Source organism: Lysinibacillus sp. GW823-FHT02G10 (genome assembly GCF_058797135.1).
On the sequence record NZ_JBXAJI010000002.1, the window covers coordinates 440,843 to 463,988 of the forward strand.

20 protein-coding genes and 1 other annotated feature are annotated in these 23,146 nt (G+C 37.4%); of the genes, 10 read left to right on the top strand and 10 right to left on the bottom strand.

Annotated elements, in window-relative coordinates:
- Position 1: 1 nt before the first annotated feature.
- The 4 genes from AC1RFD_RS12030 to AC1RFD_RS12045 all read right to left on the bottom strand — a co-directional run bounded on the left by AC1RFD_RS12030 (position 2) and on the right by AC1RFD_RS12045 (position 5,127).
- Entirely contained in the window at positions 2-907 is a 906-nt protein-coding gene (locus AC1RFD_RS12030) for a DMT family transporter (RefSeq protein WP_492474928.1), read from the bottom strand.
- Between the two features lie 157 nt (positions 908-1,064).
- Positions 1,065-2,276 (bottom strand): amidohydrolase, encoded by a 1,212-nt coding sequence (locus AC1RFD_RS12035; protein WP_492474929.1) that lies wholly within the window; start codon positions 2,274-2,276, stop codon positions 1,065-1,067.
- Positions 2,273-3,523, bottom strand: a complete 1,251-nt coding sequence (locus AC1RFD_RS12040) for an amidohydrolase family protein (protein WP_281216040.1) — start codon at positions 3,521-3,523, stop codon at positions 2,273-2,275. Before AC1RFD_RS12040 ends, AC1RFD_RS12035 begins: the two co-directional genes overlap by 4 nt.
- Positions 3,524-3,567: 44 nt before the next feature.
- Positions 3,568-5,127, bottom strand: a complete 1,560-nt coding sequence (locus tag AC1RFD_RS12045; RefSeq protein WP_492474930.1) for a glutathione ABC transporter substrate-binding protein — start codon at positions 5,125-5,127, stop codon at positions 3,568-3,570.
- Between the two features lie 182 nt (positions 5,128-5,309).
- On the opposite strand from AC1RFD_RS12045, the gene AC1RFD_RS12050 reads away from it, so the two are divergent.
- From AC1RFD_RS12050 to AC1RFD_RS12080, 7 genes are read left to right on the top strand one after another with little or no spacing between them, the layout of a single operon-like run.
- Positions 5,310-6,212, top strand: coding sequence for an ABC transporter permease (locus AC1RFD_RS12050; RefSeq protein WP_048391122.1), 903 nt, complete (start codon positions 5,310-5,312; stop codon positions 6,210-6,212).
- Positions 6,213-6,226: 14 nt separating this feature from the next.
- Positions 6,227-7,147, top strand: coding sequence for a nickel ABC transporter permease (nikB, locus tag AC1RFD_RS12055; protein ID WP_048391119.1), 921 nt, complete (start codon positions 6,227-6,229; stop codon positions 7,145-7,147).
- A gap of 15 nt (positions 7,148-7,162) precedes the next feature.
- Complete coding sequence (locus tag AC1RFD_RS12060) at positions 7,163-8,176, top strand: ABC transporter ATP-binding protein (RefSeq protein ID WP_054549920.1); 1,014 nt, start codon at positions 7,163-7,165, stop codon at positions 8,174-8,176.
- Positions 8,173-9,165 carry an ABC transporter ATP-binding protein gene (locus tag AC1RFD_RS12065; RefSeq protein WP_492474931.1) on the top strand — a complete coding sequence of 331 codons (993 nt, stop codon included), beginning with the start codon at positions 8,173-8,175 and terminating at the stop codon, positions 9,163-9,165. The genes AC1RFD_RS12060 and AC1RFD_RS12065 overlap by 4 nt, the downstream gene beginning before the upstream one ends.
- A 37-nt stretch (positions 9,166-9,202) precedes the next feature.
- Positions 9,203-9,955: a sensor histidine kinase gene (locus tag AC1RFD_RS12070; RefSeq protein ID WP_492474932.1), complete on the top strand. Its 753-nt coding sequence runs from the start codon at positions 9,203-9,205 to the stop codon at positions 9,953-9,955.
- Positions 9,956-9,993: 38 nt separating this feature from the next.
- Positions 9,994-10,692, top strand: a complete 699-nt coding sequence (locus AC1RFD_RS12075; RefSeq protein ID WP_004226027.1) for a response regulator transcription factor — start codon at positions 9,994-9,996, stop codon at positions 10,690-10,692.
- Between the two features lie 22 nt (positions 10,693-10,714).
- Entirely contained in the window at positions 10,715-11,953 is a 1,239-nt protein-coding gene (locus tag AC1RFD_RS12080) for a permease (RefSeq protein ID WP_313870355.1), read from the top strand.
- A gap of 36 nt (positions 11,954-11,989) precedes the next feature.
- On the opposite strand, the gene AC1RFD_RS12085 is transcribed toward AC1RFD_RS12080, so the two are convergent.
- Complete coding sequence (locus AC1RFD_RS12085; RefSeq protein ID WP_492474933.1) at positions 11,990-12,925, bottom strand: DUF4181 domain-containing protein; 936 nt, start codon at positions 12,923-12,925, stop codon at positions 11,990-11,992.
- Entirely contained in the window at positions 12,912-13,433 is a 522-nt protein-coding gene (locus AC1RFD_RS12090; RefSeq protein ID WP_066038093.1) for a sigma-70 family RNA polymerase sigma factor, read from the bottom strand. The genes AC1RFD_RS12085 and AC1RFD_RS12090 overlap by 14 nt, the downstream gene beginning before the upstream one ends.
- A 349-nt stretch (positions 13,434-13,782) precedes the next feature.
- Between AC1RFD_RS12090 and AC1RFD_RS12095 the strand changes: the two genes are divergently transcribed.
- Positions 13,783-14,964: a NupC/NupG family nucleoside CNT transporter gene (locus AC1RFD_RS12095; protein ID WP_048391105.1), complete on the top strand. Its 1,182-nt coding sequence runs from the start codon at positions 13,783-13,785 to the stop codon at positions 14,962-14,964.
- A gap of 135 nt (positions 14,965-15,099) precedes the next feature.
- Here AC1RFD_RS12095 and leuS read toward each other — a convergent pair whose 3' ends face one another.
- The 4 genes from leuS to AC1RFD_RS12115 form a co-directional block, all read right to left on the bottom strand.
- Positions 15,100-17,517, bottom strand: a complete 2,418-nt coding sequence (leuS, locus tag AC1RFD_RS12100; RefSeq protein ID WP_054549916.1) for a leucine--tRNA ligase — start codon at positions 17,515-17,517, stop codon at positions 15,100-15,102.
- 86 nt (positions 17,518-17,603) lie between these two features.
- Positions 17,604-17,814 (bottom strand) — a binding site (T-box leader).
- Positions 17,815-17,879: 65 nt separating this feature from the next.
- Positions 17,880-19,622 carry a SulP family inorganic anion transporter gene (locus AC1RFD_RS12105; protein ID WP_054549915.1) on the bottom strand — a complete coding sequence of 581 codons (1,743 nt, stop codon included), beginning with the start codon at positions 19,620-19,622 and terminating at the stop codon, positions 17,880-17,882.
- A gap of 56 nt (positions 19,623-19,678) precedes the next feature.
- Positions 19,679-20,026, bottom strand: coding sequence for an ArsR/SmtB family transcription factor (locus tag AC1RFD_RS12110; protein ID WP_048391099.1), 348 nt, complete (start codon positions 20,024-20,026; stop codon positions 19,679-19,681).
- A gap of 147 nt (positions 20,027-20,173) precedes the next feature.
- Positions 20,174-21,352, bottom strand: a complete 1,179-nt coding sequence (locus AC1RFD_RS12115) for an MDR family MFS transporter (RefSeq protein WP_048391096.1) — start codon at positions 21,350-21,352, stop codon at positions 20,174-20,176.
- Positions 21,353-21,577: 225 nt separating this feature from the next.
- Between AC1RFD_RS12115 and mnmL the strand changes: the two genes are divergently transcribed.
- Both mnmL and mnmM read left to right on the top strand, forming a co-directional pair.
- Positions 21,578-22,534, top strand: a complete 957-nt coding sequence (mnmL, locus tag AC1RFD_RS12120; protein ID WP_048391094.1) for a tRNA modification radical SAM protein MnmL/YtqA — start codon at positions 21,578-21,580, stop codon at positions 22,532-22,534.
- Positions 22,531-23,109: a tRNA 5-(aminomethyl)-2-thiouridylate-methyltransferase MnmM gene (mnmM, locus tag AC1RFD_RS12125; RefSeq protein ID WP_048391092.1), complete on the top strand. Its 579-nt coding sequence runs from the start codon at positions 22,531-22,533 to the stop codon at positions 23,107-23,109. The genes mnmL and mnmM overlap by 4 nt, the downstream gene beginning before the upstream one ends.
- Positions 23,110-23,146: the final 37 nt, after the last annotated feature.

The window sequence follows — 23,146 nt, forward strand, 5'->3', positions numbered from 1 at the left end:
GCTAATTCATTGTTTTTTTTACAAGGACAATTGCTTTAATTTCTTTATAATAAATACACAACAAAATTCCTACTAAAATTAATAAAGAGCCATATATTTGAACACTTGTAGGGAATTGTTTTAAAAATACAGCACTCAATAGCATGGCTATAGCTGGCTCAAAGTTTAACAACAGCGACGCATTTGTTGAGCCGACCTCTTTCATTTTTTGATTCCACATTAAATTGCTTACCCCATGAATAATAATCGCTGATAAAATGAGCAAAAACCAGTAGGGTATTGCAACTTGCCAATTCGTCTGCGGCAAAATAGTAAATGAAAACGGCACAAGCACCAGTAAACCTATTAAATTTGTATAGAACGTAATCGACTGGGCTGACATTTTCAGACTAAGATGATTGACAATAATGAGGAACAAAGCAAAGCTTAGCATTGTAATTAAGCTCAGCACCTCACCCTTACCGATTGAAATGGTGATAAGTGCCCCTTTTGTAATGATGAGGCCAACACCAACAAATGAAAGTATTGCACCTAGCCAAAATATGCCGTTACGTGATTCATGATAGATCATTTTATTCAGCAGAGATGTGACAATCGGTGCACAGGCTAATATTAAAGCCGCAGTGATAGGAGAAGTGTGCTGGAGACTAGCATAAAAGCTATAGTGATTAATGGAAACGCCCAGTATTCCTGCAAGGATCAATAACAATAAATCAATTCTTGTAAATGTTGTTCGGTAGATTGCTTTCCAACTAATCCCTCCTAAAAAGAGAACAATGACAATCAATCTAAAAATGGCAACCGTTAAAGGATCCCAATGTTCAATTAAAATAGAGCCAATAATGAAGTTACTGGCCCAAAAAAATACACAGCTAAATAAAATCATATAGATTGTTAGTTGTTTCATATTTTATCGCACCCGCAAATAAAGAGATTTCTACATAAGTAATGGCAAATCTACTTCCCTTTCCTTTATTCATCTTTTCTATTAAAACATAAGTATAGCAAACTAGAAAATTTCTAGTTTGCTATGTTATCTAAATAAGGGGGATTTAGATTTATGCTTAATTGATAAACTTTCCTTTAGACATAACCACTCGGTTGGATGGTTTACGTGCAATAACTTCCGCGCTTGATACTGCGTCAAAGAATACAAAACTTGCTTCGTCCTTCACATTCGGCCAAACCTTCTGACCATTTGCATCTAATGGCGTGACACCACTTGTAATATATTTTAATGTTTGTCGAATAGAGCGTTCATCAAGTTTACGAGAAATATCTGCAAAAGTAGTCGCTTTTTCTAAAATATCTCCTGAGCCATTAGGACTCCAAGAATCATAAAAGCCGTCACAACCAAAATGGACATCCACGCCGTGCTCTGTTAGTAATTCAATCGGTGGAATTAAACGTCGCAAATCAAATGGCACCGTTGACATTATTTTTACTTGTTGTTGTGCTAAACGATCTGCAATTTTATGTTGCTCCATGATTGATACATCACCAAGTGAAAAGGCATGACTTATTGCCGTTCTCCCCTGATATTTGGCATCCTCCACGATGTCTATCCATTTATCGATTGTATAATACCCAACATGTCCACCATCATGTAAATGAATATCGACATCAACATTAAATTCCTGTGCAATATCCATCACTTCATAAAGAGAAGGCTCGATCGAGTTATCGATGCCAGCTGGATCTAGGCCGCCAATCATCGTCGCTCCATTGCGTAAAGCTTCACGCAATAATTTAGGGACATCATCTCTTAGTAGACCATGCTGTGGAAAGGCAATGACTTCGGATGTCACGACATCTTTATAATCGTCCAATGCCGCTAGTACACCTTCTAAATTTTTTAATCCAATGTATGGATCGATATTGACATGTGTACGAATATGATTCGCACCATTCTTAAGGATTTTTTCAATCATTGCAGCCGCACGTTGTTTACCTGTTGTAGCAAGAACGGATAACTTTTGTGCTTCACGATCAAGTCGTTCCTTTAAATTCTTTACGGGCACACAAGCCTTCCACGGTAAAGATAAGTATGTTTTATCTAAATGATTATGCATTTCCTTAAAGGCAGGTAATAGCAGCTTCCCTTTCATATCTGTGACTTCGTTTTGAGAATCGATTGCGTCTGTTGCGGGTACAATTTGCGAAATGAAGCCATCTGTAATTTCAAGGTGAAAAAGCTCCACTTTCGTTCCAACTGTATCATTTTCCTTTAGATATTCTCCTGTTTCAAGTAGAACATTTGTAAGCCAGTGCTTCATCTGAATTCTCCTTTCAACTCTCCTACATCCTGTTGGTGAATCATTTTGCCTTGTGAAATGACCGTAGTAATTGGGCATCTTCTTGCTATCGCATGTGCAGTGCTCACGCCATCCACTAACAGCATATTCGCTTTATCACCAACTTGTGGCCAAACACGTTCTCCTGCATCATTCAATGGTGTGATACCGCCAGAGGCGTATTTCCAAGCTCGACTTAATGAATATTCATCAATAAAACGGAATCTCTCCGCCATGACATTTAATTTCATAATCGTATTACCAGTACCATATGGTGACCAATGATCTGTTAAGCTATCATGTCCCACAGATACCTTTACACCATTGTTATAAAGATAAGGAATTGGTATTGTCGAACGGTTCAAATCGATTGGTACAGTTGTTGTTACATCCATTTGTACCTCAGCCATGGCTTGAACTAAATTCTCTAAACGTGACTGTTCTAAATCAGCAAGTGCCATCGCATGGCTAATTGTGACTTGACCTTCTTTTTTCGCCTGTTTCGTTAACTCAATCAGTTTATAAAATTCAAATTCGCCTAGTGTGTTTGCTGTGTGAATATGAATATCGATCCCTGCATTATAGTCTTGTGCAATACCCATCGTTGTTTGCAATGACTTTTCGATATTGCGATCTACAATGGATGGGTCAACGCCTCCAACAAGCGTTGCTCCCATCGCCATTGCCTCACGGATTAGTCCCTCTACATTGGAGCGTAATAAGCCATGCTGTGGAAAGGCTACAATATCATAGGTGATTTGATCTTGATAGTTTGCTAAAACCTGTTTTGTAATTTCAATATGCTTTGTCCCAATTTGTGGGTCAACATTACAATGTGAACGAATATGTGTGTGTCCTTGGGAAATGAGCCACTTCACCATTTCCTCAGCTCGATAAGCAGCTGTCGGCAATTGTTTAGGTAGTAGTGTTCTTTCTTCTTCAATGCGTGTTAAAATCCCTTTAGTAATGGGTCTTGGTGCCTGCCATTCTCCGCCGAAATACGTTTTATCAATATGAATATGCATTTCTCGGAATGAAGGGACTAATAATTGCTGTTGTGCATCTATTACTTCTACATCTTCATCAGCCACTATATCCTTATCTACTTGTTGAACATGTCCATCTTCGATTAGAACATCATAAATACCTGTACGAGTAGCAACAATGTGTTCATTTTCGCGCTCATATGCTTCTTCTAATCTCACATTTTTCAGCAATAGTTTACTCATAGTTTCCTCCCAATTGGTATTTTTTCGTCTATCACCAAATTTGATTACTCTACAATTTCAACGCCACTGATCATCGTGTAGTTAGATGCATCTAACCAGAAACCTTTTACAGCATTGCTGTAAACTGCTAAATGCTCATAGTTACGCACTGGAATATACACAGCTTCGTCTAACTCGATTTGCATTGCTTTTTTGTAGATTTCATTACGTGCCTCTTGGTTTGCTTCAGAACGCCCTTGCTCAATTAGCTTGTCTACTTCTGGATTTGAATAGTAGAAATGGTTTCCTGGAGGCCCCATAGATGCAGTGTGGAATAGATTGTATTGGTTATAATCAGCATCACCCGTTGCATTACCCCAACCACTAATAAAGATTTGATGCTGTTCTTTCGTAATTTCAGAAATAAAGGCACCATACTCCATTACTTGAATATCAACATCTAATCCGATTCCTTTTAATTGAGATTGAATAACCTCCGCCATGTTGATACGCTCTTTACGGTCACTTGTCAGTAATTTAACTTTTGTTCCCTCTTGAACGCCAGCTTCTTTTAACAATTCTTTAGCCTTCACTACATCATAGTCATACGGTTTCGTTTCACTAGAATATCCAATAATTTTTGGACTCATTGCAGAATTTGCAAGTGTTCCTACATTATCATAAATACCGCTAATAATTGCTTCACGGTCAACAGCATAGCTAATAGCTTGACGTACTTTTACATCAGATAATAACGTATCTTTCACGTTGAATCCGATAAATTCTACTGCTAGTCCTTCTGCACGGAATAAATTCATCGTTGAAGAATTTTCAATACGATCAATCTCTGTTACAGGTACTTGTTCAGCAATATGTGCTTCTCCACTTTCAATCATTGCTAGACGAGTAGAATCCTCTGGTACAACTTTAAATGTTACTTTATCTACTTTCGGTACAGTTCCCCAATAGTCTTTATTCGAAGTTAAAGTAATTTCTTGACCAGATTTCCAAGTTTCAAATACAAATGGGCCTGTCCCTACTGGATGAGTTGCTAATTCGTCCGCTGCTTCAGCAATCGCTTTCGGGCTTATCATGCTACCCTCTTGACTGGCTAAAATAGATAGAAGCGGAGCATATGGTTCTTTTAATTTCAACGTTACAACATATTCATCATCTACCACTACTTCACTAATCATAGATAATTTATCACGCTGTGGTGATCCAGTTGCAGGATCTAGAATTCGGTCAAATGTCGCTTTTACAGCCTCTGCATTAAAATCTGCTCCATCATGGAATTTAATGCCTTCATTTAATGTAAATGTCCAAGTGACTTCATCTTTTTGCTCCCACTCTTTTGCAAGTAATGGAACAATTTTACGATCTCTATCAAAAGCGACAAGTGTTTCATATACCTTGCCATGAATAATATTTGCTGATGGAATATCTGTAATAAAGTGAGGATCAAGACTTGTCGCATCTGCTGCTCTTAGAACAACTAATTCTCCTCCTACGCTTTTTGATCCCTCTTTGGAACCTTCTGTACTATTATTGCTAGCAGTAGAGCAGGCTTGCAGAATAAGTACAGTTATTAGTGACATGAATAAAAACAACTTCATTTTCTTCATCAACATTTCCTCCTTGTGTGATTTGTTCCTTACATTTCGAATTATAAAGAAATAAAATTCACTTGTTTTTTAAAATTTTTACGTGTTTTTTAAATTTTCTGACTAATAAGCCATAAAATATTTACATTCTTTACGCTTTTCACTAAATTGAAATCAAATCAAATAGAAAAGGAGTATTCGATATGAATAAAGTAACAACTACTATTGATCATTCTGTTTTAGTGAATGCACGCAAGGCATCTAGAAAAAAGAATCTTGTTTCTTTCCTAAACAAAATCAAAAAGAATAAAGCAGCTGTCGTAGGAGGCATCATCATTCTTCTATATATATTGATGTTTCTTATCGGGCCCATTTTAGCCCCTTACGATCCCTACGACGTACAATTAGATCAAAAATTACAAGGACCAAGCGTTGAACATCTAATGGGAACGGATGACAAAGGGCGAGATATTTTAAGTCGAATTTTATATGGATCACGTTTATCAATTGGTGTTGGTATTTCAGCTGTTTTATTCGGTGGTACAATCGGCACTTTCTTAGGTCTTATTGCTGGCTATTATGGCAGATGGGTTGATTCTATTATTAGTCGAATTTTAGATATCATGCTTGCGTTCCCAGGTATTTTGCTAGCTTTAGCGATTGTTAGTGCATTGGGGCCGAGCCTTATCAATGTCACAATTGCTGTTGGTTTTTTCTCTATTCCTATGTTTGCTCGTATTGTACGTGGCTCAACAATGGAGGTTAAAAAATTAGAATATATCGATGCTGTCAAAACACTTGGAGCAAATGATATGACGATTTTAATTAAGCATATTTTTCCAAATATTTTATCACCTATTATTGTACAAGCATCAATGCGCTTAGCAACCGCTATTCTATCTGCAGCAGGACTATCATTCTTAGGTTTAGGTGCTCAGCCACCATCTCCTGAATGGGGTGCCATGCTTTCTAACGGACGAGATTTCCTATTTACTGCTCCTTATATGGCGCTATTCCCAGGTATTATGATTTCTATACTTGTATTAGGCTTTAACTTATTTGGTGACGGTTTACGCGATGCGCTAGACCCAAGAATGAAAAATTAAAGGAGAGAAGACACATGACATTATTTATCTTAAAACGACTAGCTCAAATTATTCCTGTAACACTTGGTGTAACGCTTGTTGTTTTTCTAATTATGCAGATGATTCCCGGAGACCCAGCGATTATTTTAGCAGGAGAAGGAGCTTCTCAAGAAACGGTTGCAGAATTACGTGAAAATTTAGGGCTCAATAAACCATTAGCAGTTCAATATACAGACTATATTAAAAATCTTCTACAAGGAGATATGGGTAACTCTTTAAAAAATAATCAACCAGTATTCGAGGAAATTACCTCCCGATTACCGATTACCATAGAGCTAGCCTTTTATAGTATTTTAATCACCATTGTTCTGGGGCTTATTGCGGGTATTATCTCCGCTATCCGTCCTTATTCTTTGATGGATGTAGGATTAATGGTTGTCGCTTTATTAGGGATTTCCCTTCCAAGCTTCTGGTTAGGAATTTTATTAATGTATGTATTCTCTGTACAGTTACACTGGCTTCCTGTAGCAGGCTGGGATAGTGCCAAACATATTATTCTACCAGCTGTCACACTTGGTGCTGGTGGAGCTGCCATCGTCGCTCGTATGACTCGCTCTAGTATGTTAGAGGTTGTAAACCAAGACTATATACGAACAGCGAAAGCAAAAGGCTTAAAAGGATACATCATCATTTTAAAGCACGCATTACGCAATGCCTTGATTCCAGTTATTACAGTAGTAGGCTTACAGTTTGGTAGTTTACTTGGCGGAACAGTTTTAGTTGAATCGGTTTTCGCTGTAAACGGATTAGGACGAATGATTGTAGATGCCATTCGAACACGTGATATACCAGTCGTACAAGGTGGCGTTCTTGTTGCCTCATTAATATTTGTTTTCATTAATCTTTTTGTAGACATATTGTACCGATTCTTTAATAAACGAATGGATTTAAACTAAGGAGGGGAAAAACGGATGAAACAAGAAACCGTGTTGGAAGTAAAAAATTTACAAACCTATTTTTATTCGAGTGAAGGGGTTGCCAAAGCTGTCGATGGGGTATCCTTTACTCTTCAAAAAGGAGAAACACTGGGCATTGTTGGTGAATCTGGTTGTGGAAAATCCATGACTTCCCTGTCATTACTTCGTTTAGTACCATCGCCTCCTGGTAAAATCATCAATGGCGAAATTTTATTAAATAATACAGACATTTTGAAGCTCTCAGATGAAGAGCTACGTAAAATTCGGGGCAATAAAATATCGATGATTTTTCAAGAGCCTATGACAAGCTTAAATCCTGTATTATCCGTTGGAGAGCAAATTGCTGAATCCATTCGATTGCACCAAGGCTTATCACGTAAAGAAGCATGGCAAAAGGCTGTCGATATGATTCGCCTAGTTGGGATTCCTGCACCCGAAAAAAGAGCGAAGCAGGAGCCTTATCAGTTAAGTGGTGGGATGCGACAGCGCATTATGATTGCCATGGCACTAGCGTGTACACCAGATGTGTTAATTGCTGACGAACCGACAACTGCCCTTGATGTAACTATTCAAGCTCAAATTATTGATATTATTCAAAACCTGCAAAAACAACTAGGCATGAGCATTATCTTCATTACCCATGACCTTGGTGTTGTAGCAGAAATCTGCGATAAGATTGCTGTTATGTATGCGGGACAGGTTGTAGAAGAAGGCACAACAGAAAGTCTTTTTGAAAAACCGCTACACCCTTATACAAATGGATTAATTCAATCATTACCAAAGCTATATGAAGACCAAGAAGAATTATCTACTATTCACGGAACTGTCCCAAGTCCCTATAATTATCCAATTGGCTGCCGTTATGCAGAACGTTGCCCATTTGCTACAGATTTATGTCGTGAACAACAGCCTGAGCTTTTGACTGTTGAGCAAGGAAAAAAGGTAAGATGCTGGATGTACAGTAATGAATGGCAAGGAGAAACACTTATGAAGGAGCTGACAGTATGACAACAGCGCAACATACACAACCACTATTACAAGTAAATGATTTAAAGCAGCATTTTTTCTTAAAAAAAGAAAAGCTCTTCGGTCCACAGCAGGTTGTAAAAGCTGTGGATGGGGTGTCTTTCGACATCATGCCTGGTGAGACGCTCAGTATTGTTGGAGAATCTGGCTGCGGAAAATCAACTACTGGTCGTTCTATTTTAAGATTAGATGAGCCTACTGCTGGAGAGGTATTATTATTCGGTAAAAATTTAGTGAATATGAACAAAAAAGAGCTTCGTGCTGCACGCAAGGACATTCAAATTATTTTCCAAGATCCCTATGCGTCCCTTAACCCACGAAGAACCATTCGTAAAATGTTAACAGAGGCCATGTCTATTCAAAAAATTGTACCACCTGAGCATCAAGAAGCACGCATGATTGAATTAATGTCTCTTGTCGGGTTACGTCCTGAATACTTAGAGCGTTATCCACATGAATTTTCGGGTGGTCAGCGTCAGCGGATTGGTATTGCCAGAGCCCTTGCTGTTAATCCTAAAATTATTATTTGTGATGAGTCTGTTTCTGCCCTAGATGTTTCCATTCAAGCTCAAATACTAAATTTACTAAAACAACTACAAAGAGATTTAGATTTAACCTTTTTATTTATCTCACACGATTTAAGTGTTGTTCGACATATTTCAGACCGAATTATGGTGATGTATCTTGGAAAGGTCGTAGAAATTGCTGATAAGCATCCCCTTTTTACTCAGCCACATCATCCTTATACAAAAGCACTGTTTTCTTCTATACCTGTTATTGATAAGCAGTATCGTAAGGAGCGTATTATTTTAAAAGGTGACCTACCATCACCTCTTAGTCCCCCTACTGGCTGTAGCTTTCACACACGTTGCCCATTCGCAACGGATAAATGTAAAGCAGAAGTGCCAGCACTACGAGCGATCACTGCAACACATAAGGTAGCTTGCCATTTCGCAGAAAATTTAGTTTAATGTATCTTACACTTACAAAATAAACGGAGAGGTCATTATGTTACAACCAGAAACCTTCAACATATATATTCTCCTATGTGTAATTGCTCCAATTATTGGAGCTTTTCTGCTTACTTTTATATTTATTTTCGAAAAGCAAATCGATAGCCTTGAGGAGGAAAAAAGAAATTTAGAGCTTGAGCAGGATTTACAAAGAGCAAATATTCTCCAGTTGAATCAGCAAATACAGCCACATTTCTTTTTTAATGCATTAAATTCATTATTAAGCCTAGCTCGCATCAATCGGAAGGAAGATTTGGTTGCGGGCATTGAGGCTTTGGCAACATTTTTTAAATTTAAATATAATAATCATGAGGTGTTAATTGCGTTAAAGAACGAGGTACAATTTGTCGATAGTTATTTAAATATTCAACATTTGCGATTTGGCCATCGTTTGACTGTAAATAAATATGTTGATGATGAAGCACTATCCGTCCAAATACCACCTTTTATTCTGCAGACTATTATTGAAAATGCCTATAAACATAGCTTTGAAAAACATATAGGACCTGCAGAGCTATCCATTACAATCAAAAAAATGGATAATAGCTTATTAATTGAAATTAAAAATACACAGCCTTTAGAAAAAATAGAAATGACTACTGAACAGGTAGTAGACGAACTGCAGCAAGGTTATGGGCTCGAAAATATTAGAAAACGGCTTGAGCTCATTTACGGGCTCGAAAATATTTTATTCTCGATTCAAAACAATGAACAGCATTACACTGTTACCATCCATGTTCCCGCTTAGGCATTCTATCAACTGGAAGGAGAAAGGAGTATCTCGCCATGAATATTTTAATCGCAGATGATGAGCCATTAGAGCTTGAGCAAATGATTTATTTATTAAAGCCACATTTTCCGAATTGGACCTTCCATACTGCCCAAGATGCCTCACAAGCTCTGCAATTAGCTAAGAAGCACCGTATGACTATCGCCTTTTTGGATATTCAAATGCCTGGGAAAGATGGAATCACGTTGAGCAAGGAATTAAAAGCGCTTTATGAGGTAGACATCATCATGGTAACAGCTTATCAAACCTTTGAATATGCCCAACAAGCATTGCGTATCGGGGTAAAGGATTATCTTACAAAACCAGTCATTGCAAGTGAATTAGATGCTATTGTGGAGAAATATAAGGTGTGGAGTTCTAACCATGATGCGATTCAAAGCGCACTTTCCTATATTCATGAAAACTATTATGAAAAACTGAGTCTCAATATTATTGCTGAAAAAATTCATTTGAATCCGAGCTATTTAAGTCGTAAATTTTTGGAGGAGCAGTCTATTGGCATTAATGAATATATTAATAATTATCGCCTAGAAATGGCTGTAAAGAAAATCAATGAAAATCTAGACACAAGTATGTCTGCAATTGCTGAGAGCTGTGGTTTTAATAGTCAGCACTATTTTAGTGTTGCGTTTAAGAAAAAATATAATCAATCACCACGTCAATATAAATCCTCTAAAATGAGTAAAGGTCTTTAATAGTATGCTAAGGAAGTTTTCATTGCTTGTTCCATTTGCAAGTTTAAGCACAGCAGCAGGAGTCATTATTCTTTTAGCGAGATGGATTAATGGTAATTTATTATTGTCCTCTCCTTCAGCCCTTATTTCTTTTGGTTTTATGGCGGGCATTTGTTATACATTAGCAACAGCTATTTCGTTTATCATACTTGGCTCATTGCTGAATAAGAGCGATTACACACAAAATCAGCATACACAAAGCTTTTTGCTCTTTACCATACAGCGTAAATTGTCTGGAATGAATTTAAAGGTTATACGTCTATTTTACTTGTTAACAGGTATTGAACTTTGGCTTATTCAATTAATAAGCATTAGTGTATTGTCTGAAATTATGTTAAATATTCCAGTCCCTATTACACTTTTTTTCTTTTTAATCAGCATCTTACTTCTTGACCGCATCATGTCAGTGAAAAGTATACTATGGTTGGAAATTTTATTTATTATTGCTCTTTTTTCATTACTTATTTTTATCCCTATTTATTACTTTGTACTAAATGGGGCAAGCACCGTATATGAGGGTATTCGCTTATATCACCCTTATTTATTTTATTTTAAAAATAGCGAAATTCTGCTGTTCTATGTCATTATTCAACTAGCCGTTTTAGGACAAGTATTTTTTGATAAATCAACATGGTATTTAATTGCCTTTATAAAACCTAAAAAAGTACGTAGCAGTCTGTTTTCCTCAGGTGTAATTTTAGCGTTATTAACGCTATCATTTACGGCAATTTTAATGATTGCTCTATACAGCGGATCATTTGGCCAATTCCAAGTACTGATTTTTACGTTTTTATATGAAGTACAACCAGGCTTTCTGACATTTGCTTTTCTCGTCATTGTCCTATTAGCCATTGTCACAACCTTGCTTGTAGACATGCGGGCAACGAAACGTTTTTTTGTGACGAAAAGACCCTATTATTTCTATTTGATTGGCCTGATGATTATTTTATTCACCTGTTTCTTATCTATCGATTTAACGATTTTAGGTGTTATTTATTCTTTTGCCTTTCTGCACATTACCATGCTACCGTTTGTGTTAATCCTTTTATTTACGAATCGCCATATTCATAAGCATAGCTGGCTTGTCATCCTGCTATCCATCATCATTGGAATTGGTGTTGGTTTAAGCTTTAATACGCTTTACGGATTAGCTACCAGCTTTATGATCTCGAGTATTTATCAATTAATGCTTCAGACTGAAACGATAGAAAAAAATACCTGAACTCGAGATTTATTCGGGTTCAGGTTTATAAGTTATTTAACTGATATAAAATAAAAATAGGATTAGTGATAGCAAGCCAACAATGGCCGAACTAATGGAAAGATAATGTCTTTTTTCCTCTCGACCATAGTAATAGTCAATGAAAATAGAGCTGAAAAGGCTGACAACTAAATATCCTCCAATGATAACAGTAAATAAAATCCACCCTTTAATTATGATCACCATGAGCATCATGGTATTCAAAATTTTAATAGCCCAAACAGCACGTCTATGATGACTATTGACATACTCCTTTGGTATATTAAACATTTTCCTCATTAGTTTATCGCCAAGCATTTGGATAGCTAGAAAAATAACTAGCATAACGATTAAACCTGACATTCCAAATTTAGCATCATCATTGAGAATAAGATCTAAATAAGCCTTGGCCAAATCTTTATTTTCTACTTTATAAAATGAATTGTTATCATAATCAACAATTCCGATATCCTCCTCGTTTATGAACATTTTCAGCTTCATAACCTGACCTTTTTCAAATTCTACCCAGACATCACGTTGTAATCTAAAAAAAGTACGCTCATTCATTTGAGTCACTGTAGCTTGCTGTAATAGTTGTTGTAATAACACTTTTTCTGAACTTTGCTCCATTACTCGTTGTCCAATGACCCACCCAGGTCTTCCAGCCTTAAAGATCTCCTCATCCGAATTGTAAATCATTGTATATTTTTTTATTGATTGCTGCTGTGCTAATTGAACAATTGAAGCATGTTGCGTTTGCTCTATCTGCCCTAATGGACCGATTTCTATTATCAATAGAAACATAACTATCGCGCCTATGATAATCAATGGATATGACCAGCGTCTTGTCTTTTTTGTTTGCCGCACTTGCCGTAAAATATCCTCCTGTAAGGATTTCGTAAATCGTGGTGCTTCGCCAAGTTCTTGATCCAATTTCTCTTTAAAAGTTGTCATTCATTAACACCTCCCACTTATTATTCGCTAATTTTTCCTGTAACATTTTTCTTGCTCGATGCAATCTGGTTTTAACTGTATTTTCTGCACATGTAAGAATATCTGCAATTTCTCTAACCTTTAATTCCTGATAATAATAAAGGATGACGACTTCTCTATAAGTAATAGGTAACTCAAATAAAGCATTTGTTAATGTTGTCCGTTCATCCTGTGCTAATAGCATCGTTTCTGGTGTTCGTTTACTTGCACCAATATGCAATTTTTCCAACAGTTGATGGCGTTTATTTTTCCAGCTTCGCAAATAATCATGACTTTTATGTACAGTTATTTTAACTAAATAGGTCTTTAGAGATGCTCTTTGTTCAAAGCGATCCTGCTGCAGATAATAAGAAAAAAAGACATCCTGGACTATTTCTTCTGCCATCGCCCAATCCTTTACATAAAGATAAGCCACTCGTAAGCAATATTCTCCGTGTTCTTCCATAATGGCCACTAAATGCTCACTCATCCAAACACCTCCTATAAACATTCACCCTATAGTCGTAATCCGAACTTAGTTGGTTTCAAAAAAAATCGAAAAGTTTCGTTAACATGAAGGTCATAAAAAGAAAAAATCCTCACACAATAAGAGGGTATTTTTTATGAATAGTAACTCCTAAAGAAATAACCTACATTTTTAAGAGTGAATTTATTTGTATGCCATGTTGCATACTTTTTTTCTTTTATCTATTGAATAACTAGCAAAAAAACTGTTATAGTGAGATTGTTTGTCTGACGTCTGACTAATTAAGATCTTTAGCTGTTCTTCTGAAATTGGAACATCAGGACAAAATATCACCGAACTTATGGAGGAACTTATGAGATACTTAATATCCTTTTGTGGATTGTTACTTGTTTTTGCCTTAGCTTTATTAATGAGTAAAAACAAAAAAGAAATAAAATATAAATATATAGTGATTATGTTGATCATCCAATTTTTATTGGCAGCTTTACTACTTAATACAACGGTCGGCTATGTGCTAATCAAAGGAATCACCAAAGTGTTTGATCACTTATTGTCCTATGCAAATGCAGGTATATCATTTGTTTTTGGTGGCTTAGCAAATGAAGGCGAATCACCCTTCTTTTTAACAGTTTTATTACCGATCGTCTTTATATCTGTTCTGATTGGGATCTTGCAGCATTTTAAAATTCTTCCTTTTCTGATGAAATGGGTAGGTTTATTTTTAAGTAAAGTAAGTGGCATGGGGAAATTGGAATCCTATAATGCTGTTGCTTCTGCTATGGTAGGCCAATCCGAAGTGTTCATAACTGTTAAAAAGCAATTAGATAAGATTGCACCACAACGTATGTATACATTATGCGCTTCTGCTATGTCGACTGTTTCGATGTCAGTAGTTGGAGCTTATATGACGATGATTGAGCCAAAGTATGTTGTTACGGCCATTGTATTAAACCTGTTTGGTGGATTTATTATTGTTTCCATCATTAATCCATATACTGTGGATGAAAAAGAAGATATCTTAACAATTGAAGATGAACAGAAGCAAGCTTTCTTTCAAATGATTGGCGAATATATTATGGATGGCTTTAAGGTAGCCATCATTGTTGGGGCAATGCTTATTGGTTTCGTAGCATTAATGGATTTAATCAATTCATTATTCGATATGATTATCGGTATATCTTTCCAAGAAATATTAGGCTATATCTTTGCGCCAATCGCTTTCCTAATGGGTATCCCATGGGCAGATGCTGTGGCTGCTGGCGGTATTATGGCAACCAAATTAGTAACAAACGAATTTGTTGCTATGATTAACCTTGGCGATGTTGCTGAGTCCATGAGTGAACGTACATTAGGTATTATTTCTGTATTCCTCGTATCTTTTGCCAACTTTTCATCAATCGGGATTATTTCGGGAGCTGTAAAAGGTTTGAATGAAAGGCAAGGGAATGTCGTTGCTCGATTTGGACTAAAGTTGTTGTACGGTGCTACACTCGTAAGTATCCTAACAGCTATTATTGTGGGATTGATTATTTAATTGTATCAGGAGCTATTTATTGAACTGCACTCAGTTAGATGGGTGCAATCCTTATTTTATTGCTTAAGCTCTAAATTAAAAAATGTACATTACTAAAATTGAATTTAGTAATGTACATTTTTACTTTATATCTCTTTATTTTACGACAATATTGACAAGTTTGCCTGGAATAACGATGATTTTCACTAAGCTCTTTCCTGCCATGTATTCTTGAACCTTTTCATCGGCAAGTGCTACTTTTTCAATATCCTCTTTTGAAGCATCTTTTGCTACGACGATCTTAGCACGAACTTTACCAGCAACTTGTACAGCAATTTCTACTTCATCATCCACAAGCTTTGCTTCATCATATGTTGGCCATTGCTCATATGAAAGAGTTGAATCGTGTCCTAATAGTTGCCATAGTTCTTCTGCAATATGTGGAGCGATTGGAGCTAGCATTTTCACAAAGCCTTCAGCATAAGTCGTTGGAATCACATCAGCTTTATAGCAATCATTAATAAAGACCATCATTTGTGAAATAGCTGTGTTAAAGCGGATGCCTTCATAATCCTCTGTCACTTTTTTCACTGTTTGGTGGTATGATTTTTCAAGTGATTGATCGTTAGACACTTGAATTTTTGCTGAAATTGCGCCATCTTCTTCACTGACAAATAGACGCCAGATACGGTCTAAGAAGCGACGTGCTCCATCTAAACCATTTGTAGACCATGCAACAGAAGCCTCTAGTGGGCCCATGAACATTTCATATAAACGTAATGTATCGGCACCATGTGACGTAATGATTTCATCCGGGTTGACAACATTGCCCTTAGATTTAGACATTTTCTCGTTACCTTCACCTAGAATCATTCCCTGGTTAAATAATTTTTGGAATGGCTCTTTTGTATGAACAACACCTAAATCATAGAGAACTTTATGCCAGAAGCGAGCGTATAGTAAATGTAATACAGCATGCTCCGCACCACCAATATAAATATCAACAGGTAACCAACGTTTTAGTAACTCTGGGTCTGCAATCGCCTCTGTATTTGTAGGGTCGATATAGCGTAGGAAGTACCAGCTCGAACCTGCCCACTGCGGCATTGTATTTGTTTCACGACGTCCTTTTTTACCTGTCTCTGGATCGACAACATTTACCCATTCTTCAATATTTGCTAATGGTGATTCACCAGTACCTGATGGACGGATATTATCTGTTTTTGGTAGCATTAAAGGTAATTCTGATTCTGGAACTGGCGTAATCGTGCCATCTTCCCAATGAATCATTGGAATTGGTTCACCCCAATAACGCTGACGGGAGAATAACCAGTCACGTAGACGATAAGAAATTTTCTTCTCCCCTACACCTTTTTCCGCTAACCATTCAATGGCTTTCGCAATGCCATCTGCTTTATTTAAGCCATTCAGGAATTCAGAGTTAATATGTTGACCATCACCTGTAAATGCTTCTTTGCTAATGTCTCCACCTTCAAGTACAGGAACGATGTCTAAGCCAAATTCAGTTGCGAATTCATAGTCACGTTCATCATGTGCTGGCACCGCCATAATAGCACCTGTACCATAAGACACTAACACATAGTCAGCAATCCAAATCGGCACTTTTTTACCGTTAATCGGATTCACTGCATAAGCACCTGTAAATACACCTGTTTTTTCTTTCGCTAAATCTGTACGCTCTAAGTCGGATTTCATTTTAACTTTCTCTAAATAAGCCTCAACAGCTTGGCGTTGGTCAGCTGTTGTAATTTGTTCCACTAATTTATGCTCTGGTGCAAGCACACAGTATGTAGCACCAAACAATGTATCAGGACGTGTTGTGAAAACTGTGAAGTTTTGATCAGAACCGTCAATGGCAAATGTCACTTCTGCCCCTTCTGAACGGCCAATCCAATTGCGTTGCATATCTTTAATAGATTCAGGCCAATCAACTTCTTCTAAGTCATCGATTAAACGATCAGCATAGGCTGTAATTTTAAGCATCCACTGCTTCATTGGTCTGCGTTCTACTGGATGACCACCACGCTCTGATTTCCCATCAATTACTTCTTCGTTAGCTAATACCGTGCCAAGTGCTGGACACCAGTTAACAGCTACTTCATCTACATAAGCTAAACCTTTCTTATAAAGCTGGATAAAAATCCATTGTGTCCATTTATAATACTCTGGATCAGTTGTGTTAATTTCGCGATCCCAATCATAGCTGAAGCCTAGCTCTTGAATTTGACGTTTAAATGTCGCAATATTTTTAGCTGTAAATTCAGCTGGATCATTCCCTGTATCAAGTGCATATTGCTCAGCTGGTAAACCAAAAGCATCCCAGCCCATTGGATGAAGTACATTATAGCCTTGCATACGTTTAAAGCGTGATAGAATATCAGTTGCCGTATACCCCTCTGGATGGCCTACATGTAGTCCTGCGCCAGATGGATAAGGGAACATATCTAAAGCAAAGAATTTAGGCTTCGCTGTTTCATTTTCAGTTTTAAATGTTTTGTTATCAGCCCAATATTGCTGCCACTTTTTTTCAATTTGTTCATGATTAAAACTCATTTTTTTTCCTCCTTCGATTGATCGTGCTGCTCTCCATCATAATTGACAAAATATTTAAAAAATAAAAAAACTCGCCCCTTTCTTATAGAAGGGACGAGAGAATTTGTACTCCCGCGGTACCACCCAAATTAGTGATTACACTCGGCTCAAGCTTCCTTAACGCGGAAGAAACGACACACGTTGTTTCACGCGGGCAGACTCAGAAGGCGAGTTCAACTTGCATTCTTACTAGCTCCCACCAACCGCTAGCTCTCTAAAAAGAACCACAAATCTACTATTCCTCATCACAGTCTTTACATGATATTGCATTTATTCTAATGGAAAGTATTGAAAAGCACAAGCCTTTGTTTACAGCTTACCCATTACTGAACAATTAAATCCTTTTCTTCCTTAGACTTTGATAAATCCTGACATTCATGAAAAGCAAAGTGCTGACAACCAATACATTGATTGACGTTTAAATAATGGAAAGCTTTTGTAATCGCTTCTCCAGTATGCTGAAAAAAATGCTGCGCGCCTATTTTATCGTAAAGTCCATTGTGCTGAAGAGCATCCTTTAAATCTCCTTGCACACCCGTTACCAAAATAGTACCGCCCTGTGCTGTATAATTTTCAATGATATTGCTAAAATATGCTTCTCCAGTAGAATCCATAAAGGGCACTTTCCCCATCCGTAATATCAAAACTCTTGGTTGCTGATGCAAAGTACTTTCAATCGTTTGTTCAAACATTTGTGCAGCACCAAAAAACAACGGCCCTTCAATTGTGTACATACTAATTTGCGGGCAATCATGCTGCTGATGCACTACATGTGGCTGTACCTTTTCACTTTTATTTGAATGATCTGGAAGTACTTTTGTAACAACAAGCTTTTCACTCATGCGTTTCGCAAATAATAGCACAGCCAGCACAAGCCCTACCTCTACTGCTAATGTAAGACTAGTGAATACCGTTAATAAAAAGGTAATCAATAATACCAGTGAGTCGCCTGATTTTAGTTTTGCGATATGTGAAAAATGATGTCGTTCACTCATATTCCAAGCTACGACCATCAGTACCGGAGCCATGCTTGCTAACGGAATATGAGATGCATATGGAGCTAATAACAATAATGTGATTAAAACAAACACACCATGAATGATACCCGACATAGGAGATACTGCGCCTGTTTTGATATTGGTCGCTGTGCGTGCAATGGCGCCTGTTGCTGGAATACCACCGAATAAAGGCGTCACAATATTAGCAATCCCCTGACCAATTAACTCACGATTACTGTTATGCTTACTATTTGTCATCCCATCCGCCACAACTGCCGATAATAGAGACTCAATACCACCTAGCATTGCAATGACAAACGCTGGGCCAATAAGTTGTTGTAATCGTTCGAGCGTGATGTTTGGTAAGGCGAAATGAGGTAATGTATTAGGAATTTGCCCATAAGCCGTTGCAATGGTAGCAACTTGTCCTGAAAAGAAGAAAGTTGCCATAAGTGTAGAGACAACGATACCCGCTAATGCTCCTGGAACCTTTGGAAAAAACTTTGGAGTTATCATTATTGTCGCCAAGCATACGACAGCAGTAAGAATACTATACGTATTTGTCGTACCAAGCTGCTTAATGATTTCCTGTATGTTGGCGATAAAATATTCATGCCTTTTAACATTTGTGAGCCCTAGAAAGTTAGCGATTTGACCTGTAAAAATAATCACTGCTATCCCTGCTGTAAAACCAACTGTTACAGGACGTGGAATAAACTTAATTAAAGTCCCTAACTTAAAAAAGCCCATGACACAAAGCAATACCCCTGCCATCAAACCCGCAAGTAATAAATCTTCATAGCCATAGGTAAGAACAATCCCCAATAGAATTGGCACAAACGCCCCCGTAGGCCCACCTATTTGATATTTAGAACCTCCAAAGAGAGAAATAAGAATACCTGCAATGCAAGCCGTATAAATCCCATATTCAGGTTTCACACCCGATGCTATGGCAAAGGACATGGCAAGTGGAATAGCAACGATTCCCACAATAATCCCTGACAATAAATCCTTCTTTACATGTTGAACTGAATATCCTTCAAAGCGTCCTGTAAACAGTGACTTCATAGATAAATCTTCCCTTCGAAATAATAAGCAAAGCCCAATTTTTCATCATCATTGATTTACTTATTCTCTTCGTCACCTTCATTACTTGTCATTTCCTCTAATCTCGAAATGGTATTAACCAAATGGTTATTAAAAATATCCTTTGCCACCCCAAGTAATGCACCAATCATTGGGTCACTTAAAGAATAATAAACTTTTTTTCCTTCCTTCACGCCATAAACAATATTTTTAGCACGCAATACACTTAATTGCTGAGAAACAGCAGAACCCTCTTTCTCTAAGCAATCTTGAATCTCATTGACACTTTTCTGTCCATCTACAAGGAGTTCAAGTATTCTGATGCGTAACGGATGTGCTAATGCTTTGAAAAAATCCGCTTTGAACTGTTGTAAGCCCTCGTCCATAAAAAACCCCTCCATATAACTACATATTCAAATATTTGAATATGTATGATTGTAATCCTGTCACAACATTTTTTCAATATCTACTATTAAAAAAAGAACAAAAACAAGTGCTTAACACTTGTTTTTGCTCTTTTCAGTGCGACATTATTAATCTGCTACTATTTTGTTCTTCTTTAAAGGATAATCGTATGTTAAACATGGAATAATCGCCAATAGTACGATGACCACCAATGTTAAAACGAGAGGAATCATGCCAAATTGATCTACCATAATACCACCAAATAGTGGACCAATCATCCGTCCTCCAGTAGCAGCACTATTGATAATCCCTTGATAGAATCCTTGACGACCTTTTGGTGCCAGTTGATTAGCAATCGTTGGTAATGCAGGCGTATAAAACATTTCACCAAATGTTAAGACAAGCATCGCTGCTCCAAACATTTTAAAATCGTTTGCAAAGGCAATAATACCAAAGGAAAGTGCAATCAGCGTTACACCAAATACTAACTGACGCTTTAAATTGTGTTCCCACCGCTTTACGAGCGGTGCAATGAGTGGTTGCCCAATGACAATTAGAAGACCGTTGATTGTCCAAAGTAAGCTATATTGCTTTAATCCCAATCCTAAATCTTGTGTATAAGATGAAATGGTTGCACTCCATTGAGAATATGCTAGCCAGCATAAAACGGAGGATGCACTAATTATTAACAAAGCATAGAAAGGTGCCTTGTTTACGATTCGCTTACTTTCGCTCAAGACATTTTTAGGTGCAATACTGCCCGCCTCCAAACGCTTAAATGTAAATAAGGCAATGAAAAAGAATAAAATATACATACCTAAATTCACTTTAAACACATAGTCAAATTGATAATCTGCCACTATACCGGCAAGAGCGGGACCTACGGCAACACCGACATTTTGTGCTAAATAGATAGTATTAAAAGCCTTACGTCCACCTTCTGGCCAGGCAGCCCCAGCTAAGGCAAACATACCTGGGAAAACAATACCCCCACTAAAGCCTAGTATCGTTAAAAACCACACATAATGTGGCCAACCGTGCCAAATTGTTAAGCCAATTAATGAAGCAATCGTTAACAGGATACCAAGCATAATAGCTTTATAGCCACCAATTCTATCAAATAAGTAACCACCTAATAGATTACCTAATACGCCAGCAGCAGAATTCAGCATTAAGACAAAACCAGCCATAGCTAAAGATTTGCCTAAATAATCATGCATATAAATGGCATTCAAAGGCCATAAAAAAGAGTTGCCTGTTGTGTTCACAAGCATTCCGATAATTAAAAACCAAACACGTTTTGGCATAGGATGACCTCCATTATTTCGCTTCTCTAAATAGTTAGTGTATGCTGAAATACTTAAAAGTACAAGGAAAATAATTTTACCTTTTTTACAAGACTTCTATCCTATTTTCAATCGTATTTAGTTTTGTTCCTTTCCATTTTTCTTTATCCAAATCATGATATTACCCTTACCCCATGACGGAACGAAATGCACATGATAGAATAGAGCGTTAGAGGAGTGAAATAAATGACAGAGACGAATTTTCCTTTTCCTTCAGAGGGGAAAAGATACTATACATGGAATCGCTATTTACGTGACCAATTTGGTCATAAAGTATTTAAAGTGGCATTAGATGCAGGATTTGATTGCCCTAACCGCGATGGCACAGTCGCTTTCGGTGGCTGTACATTTTGCAGTGCTGCAGGTTCTGGTGATTTTGCTGGTAATAAGGTAGATCCAATTGATGTTCAATTTGCTGAAATCCGAGACAAAATGCACCAGAAATGGAAGGATGGCAAATACATGGCCTATTTCCAAGCCTACACAAATACACATGCCCCTTTGCCAGTTTTAAAAGAAAAATTTGAGGCAGCTTTAGCGCAAGAAGGTGTAGTAGGTCTTTCTATTGCTACTCGTCCTGACTGTTTACCCGATGATGTTGTCGAATATTTAGCAGAGCTAAATGAGCGGACGTATTTATGGATTGAGCTCGGTCTACAAACGGTGCATGAGAAAACGGCTAATCTTATTAATCGTGCCCATGATTATGCAACGTATGTGGAAGGCGTTGAAAAATTGCGTAAGCATGGCATTCGTGTTTGCTCACATATCATTAACGGATTGCCTCTCGAAGACTATGACATGATGATGGAAACGGCACGAGCAGTTGCACAATTAGATGTCCAAGGCATTAAAATCCACTTACTTCATCTATTAAAAGGAACGCCTATGGTGAAGCAATATGAAAAAGGTATGCTAGAATTTTTAGATCAAGATGTATATACAAAACTAGTAGCAGACCAATTAGAAATTTTACCACCAGAGATGGTCATTCATCGTATTACAGGTGATGGACCGATTGATTTAATGATTGGACCCATGTGGAGTGTAAATAAATGGGAAGTACTGAATGGCATTGATGCTGAGCTTGAACGTCGTGGTAGTTGGCAAGGGAAGTTGTATAAGGCAGAGGTTATGAAATGATACTACAACGCGTTTTACAATATGCCCAGCAGTTATTAAAAGATAATATAAAAGAGGGAGATACAGTTGTTGATGCAACTGCTGGAAACGGCCATGACACATTGTTTCTGGCACAGCTTGTTGGGGATGAAGGGCAAGTTTATGCCTTTGATGTCCAAAAAGAGGCGGTTGACGCGACACTCCTCCGACTTTTAGATCATGGTTTAGAACATCGAGCACTCGTTTTAAATAAAGGGCATGAAGAAGTTACGCAGTTTGTACACAAGCCAGTAACTGCGGCAATCTTCAATCTCGGCTATTTACCTGGTAGCAACCATGATATTATTACAAGACCTAATACAACAATCCAAGCCATTGAGAATATATTAAAGCTCTTAAAAGTGGGCGGTTTGATTGTTCTTGTTATTTATCATGGTCATCCAGGTGGAAAAGAAGAGCGTGATAAGGTCATTGATTATGTAAGCCAACTGCCACAAAAATATGTTCATGTCTTAAAATATGCATTTCTGAATCAACAAAATGATCCACCCTTCGTCATTGCATTAGAGAAAATGAAAGAACATCCTATTCAATAATTACATGCTAAAAGGCGATCAGCTAGTTTCTATCAAA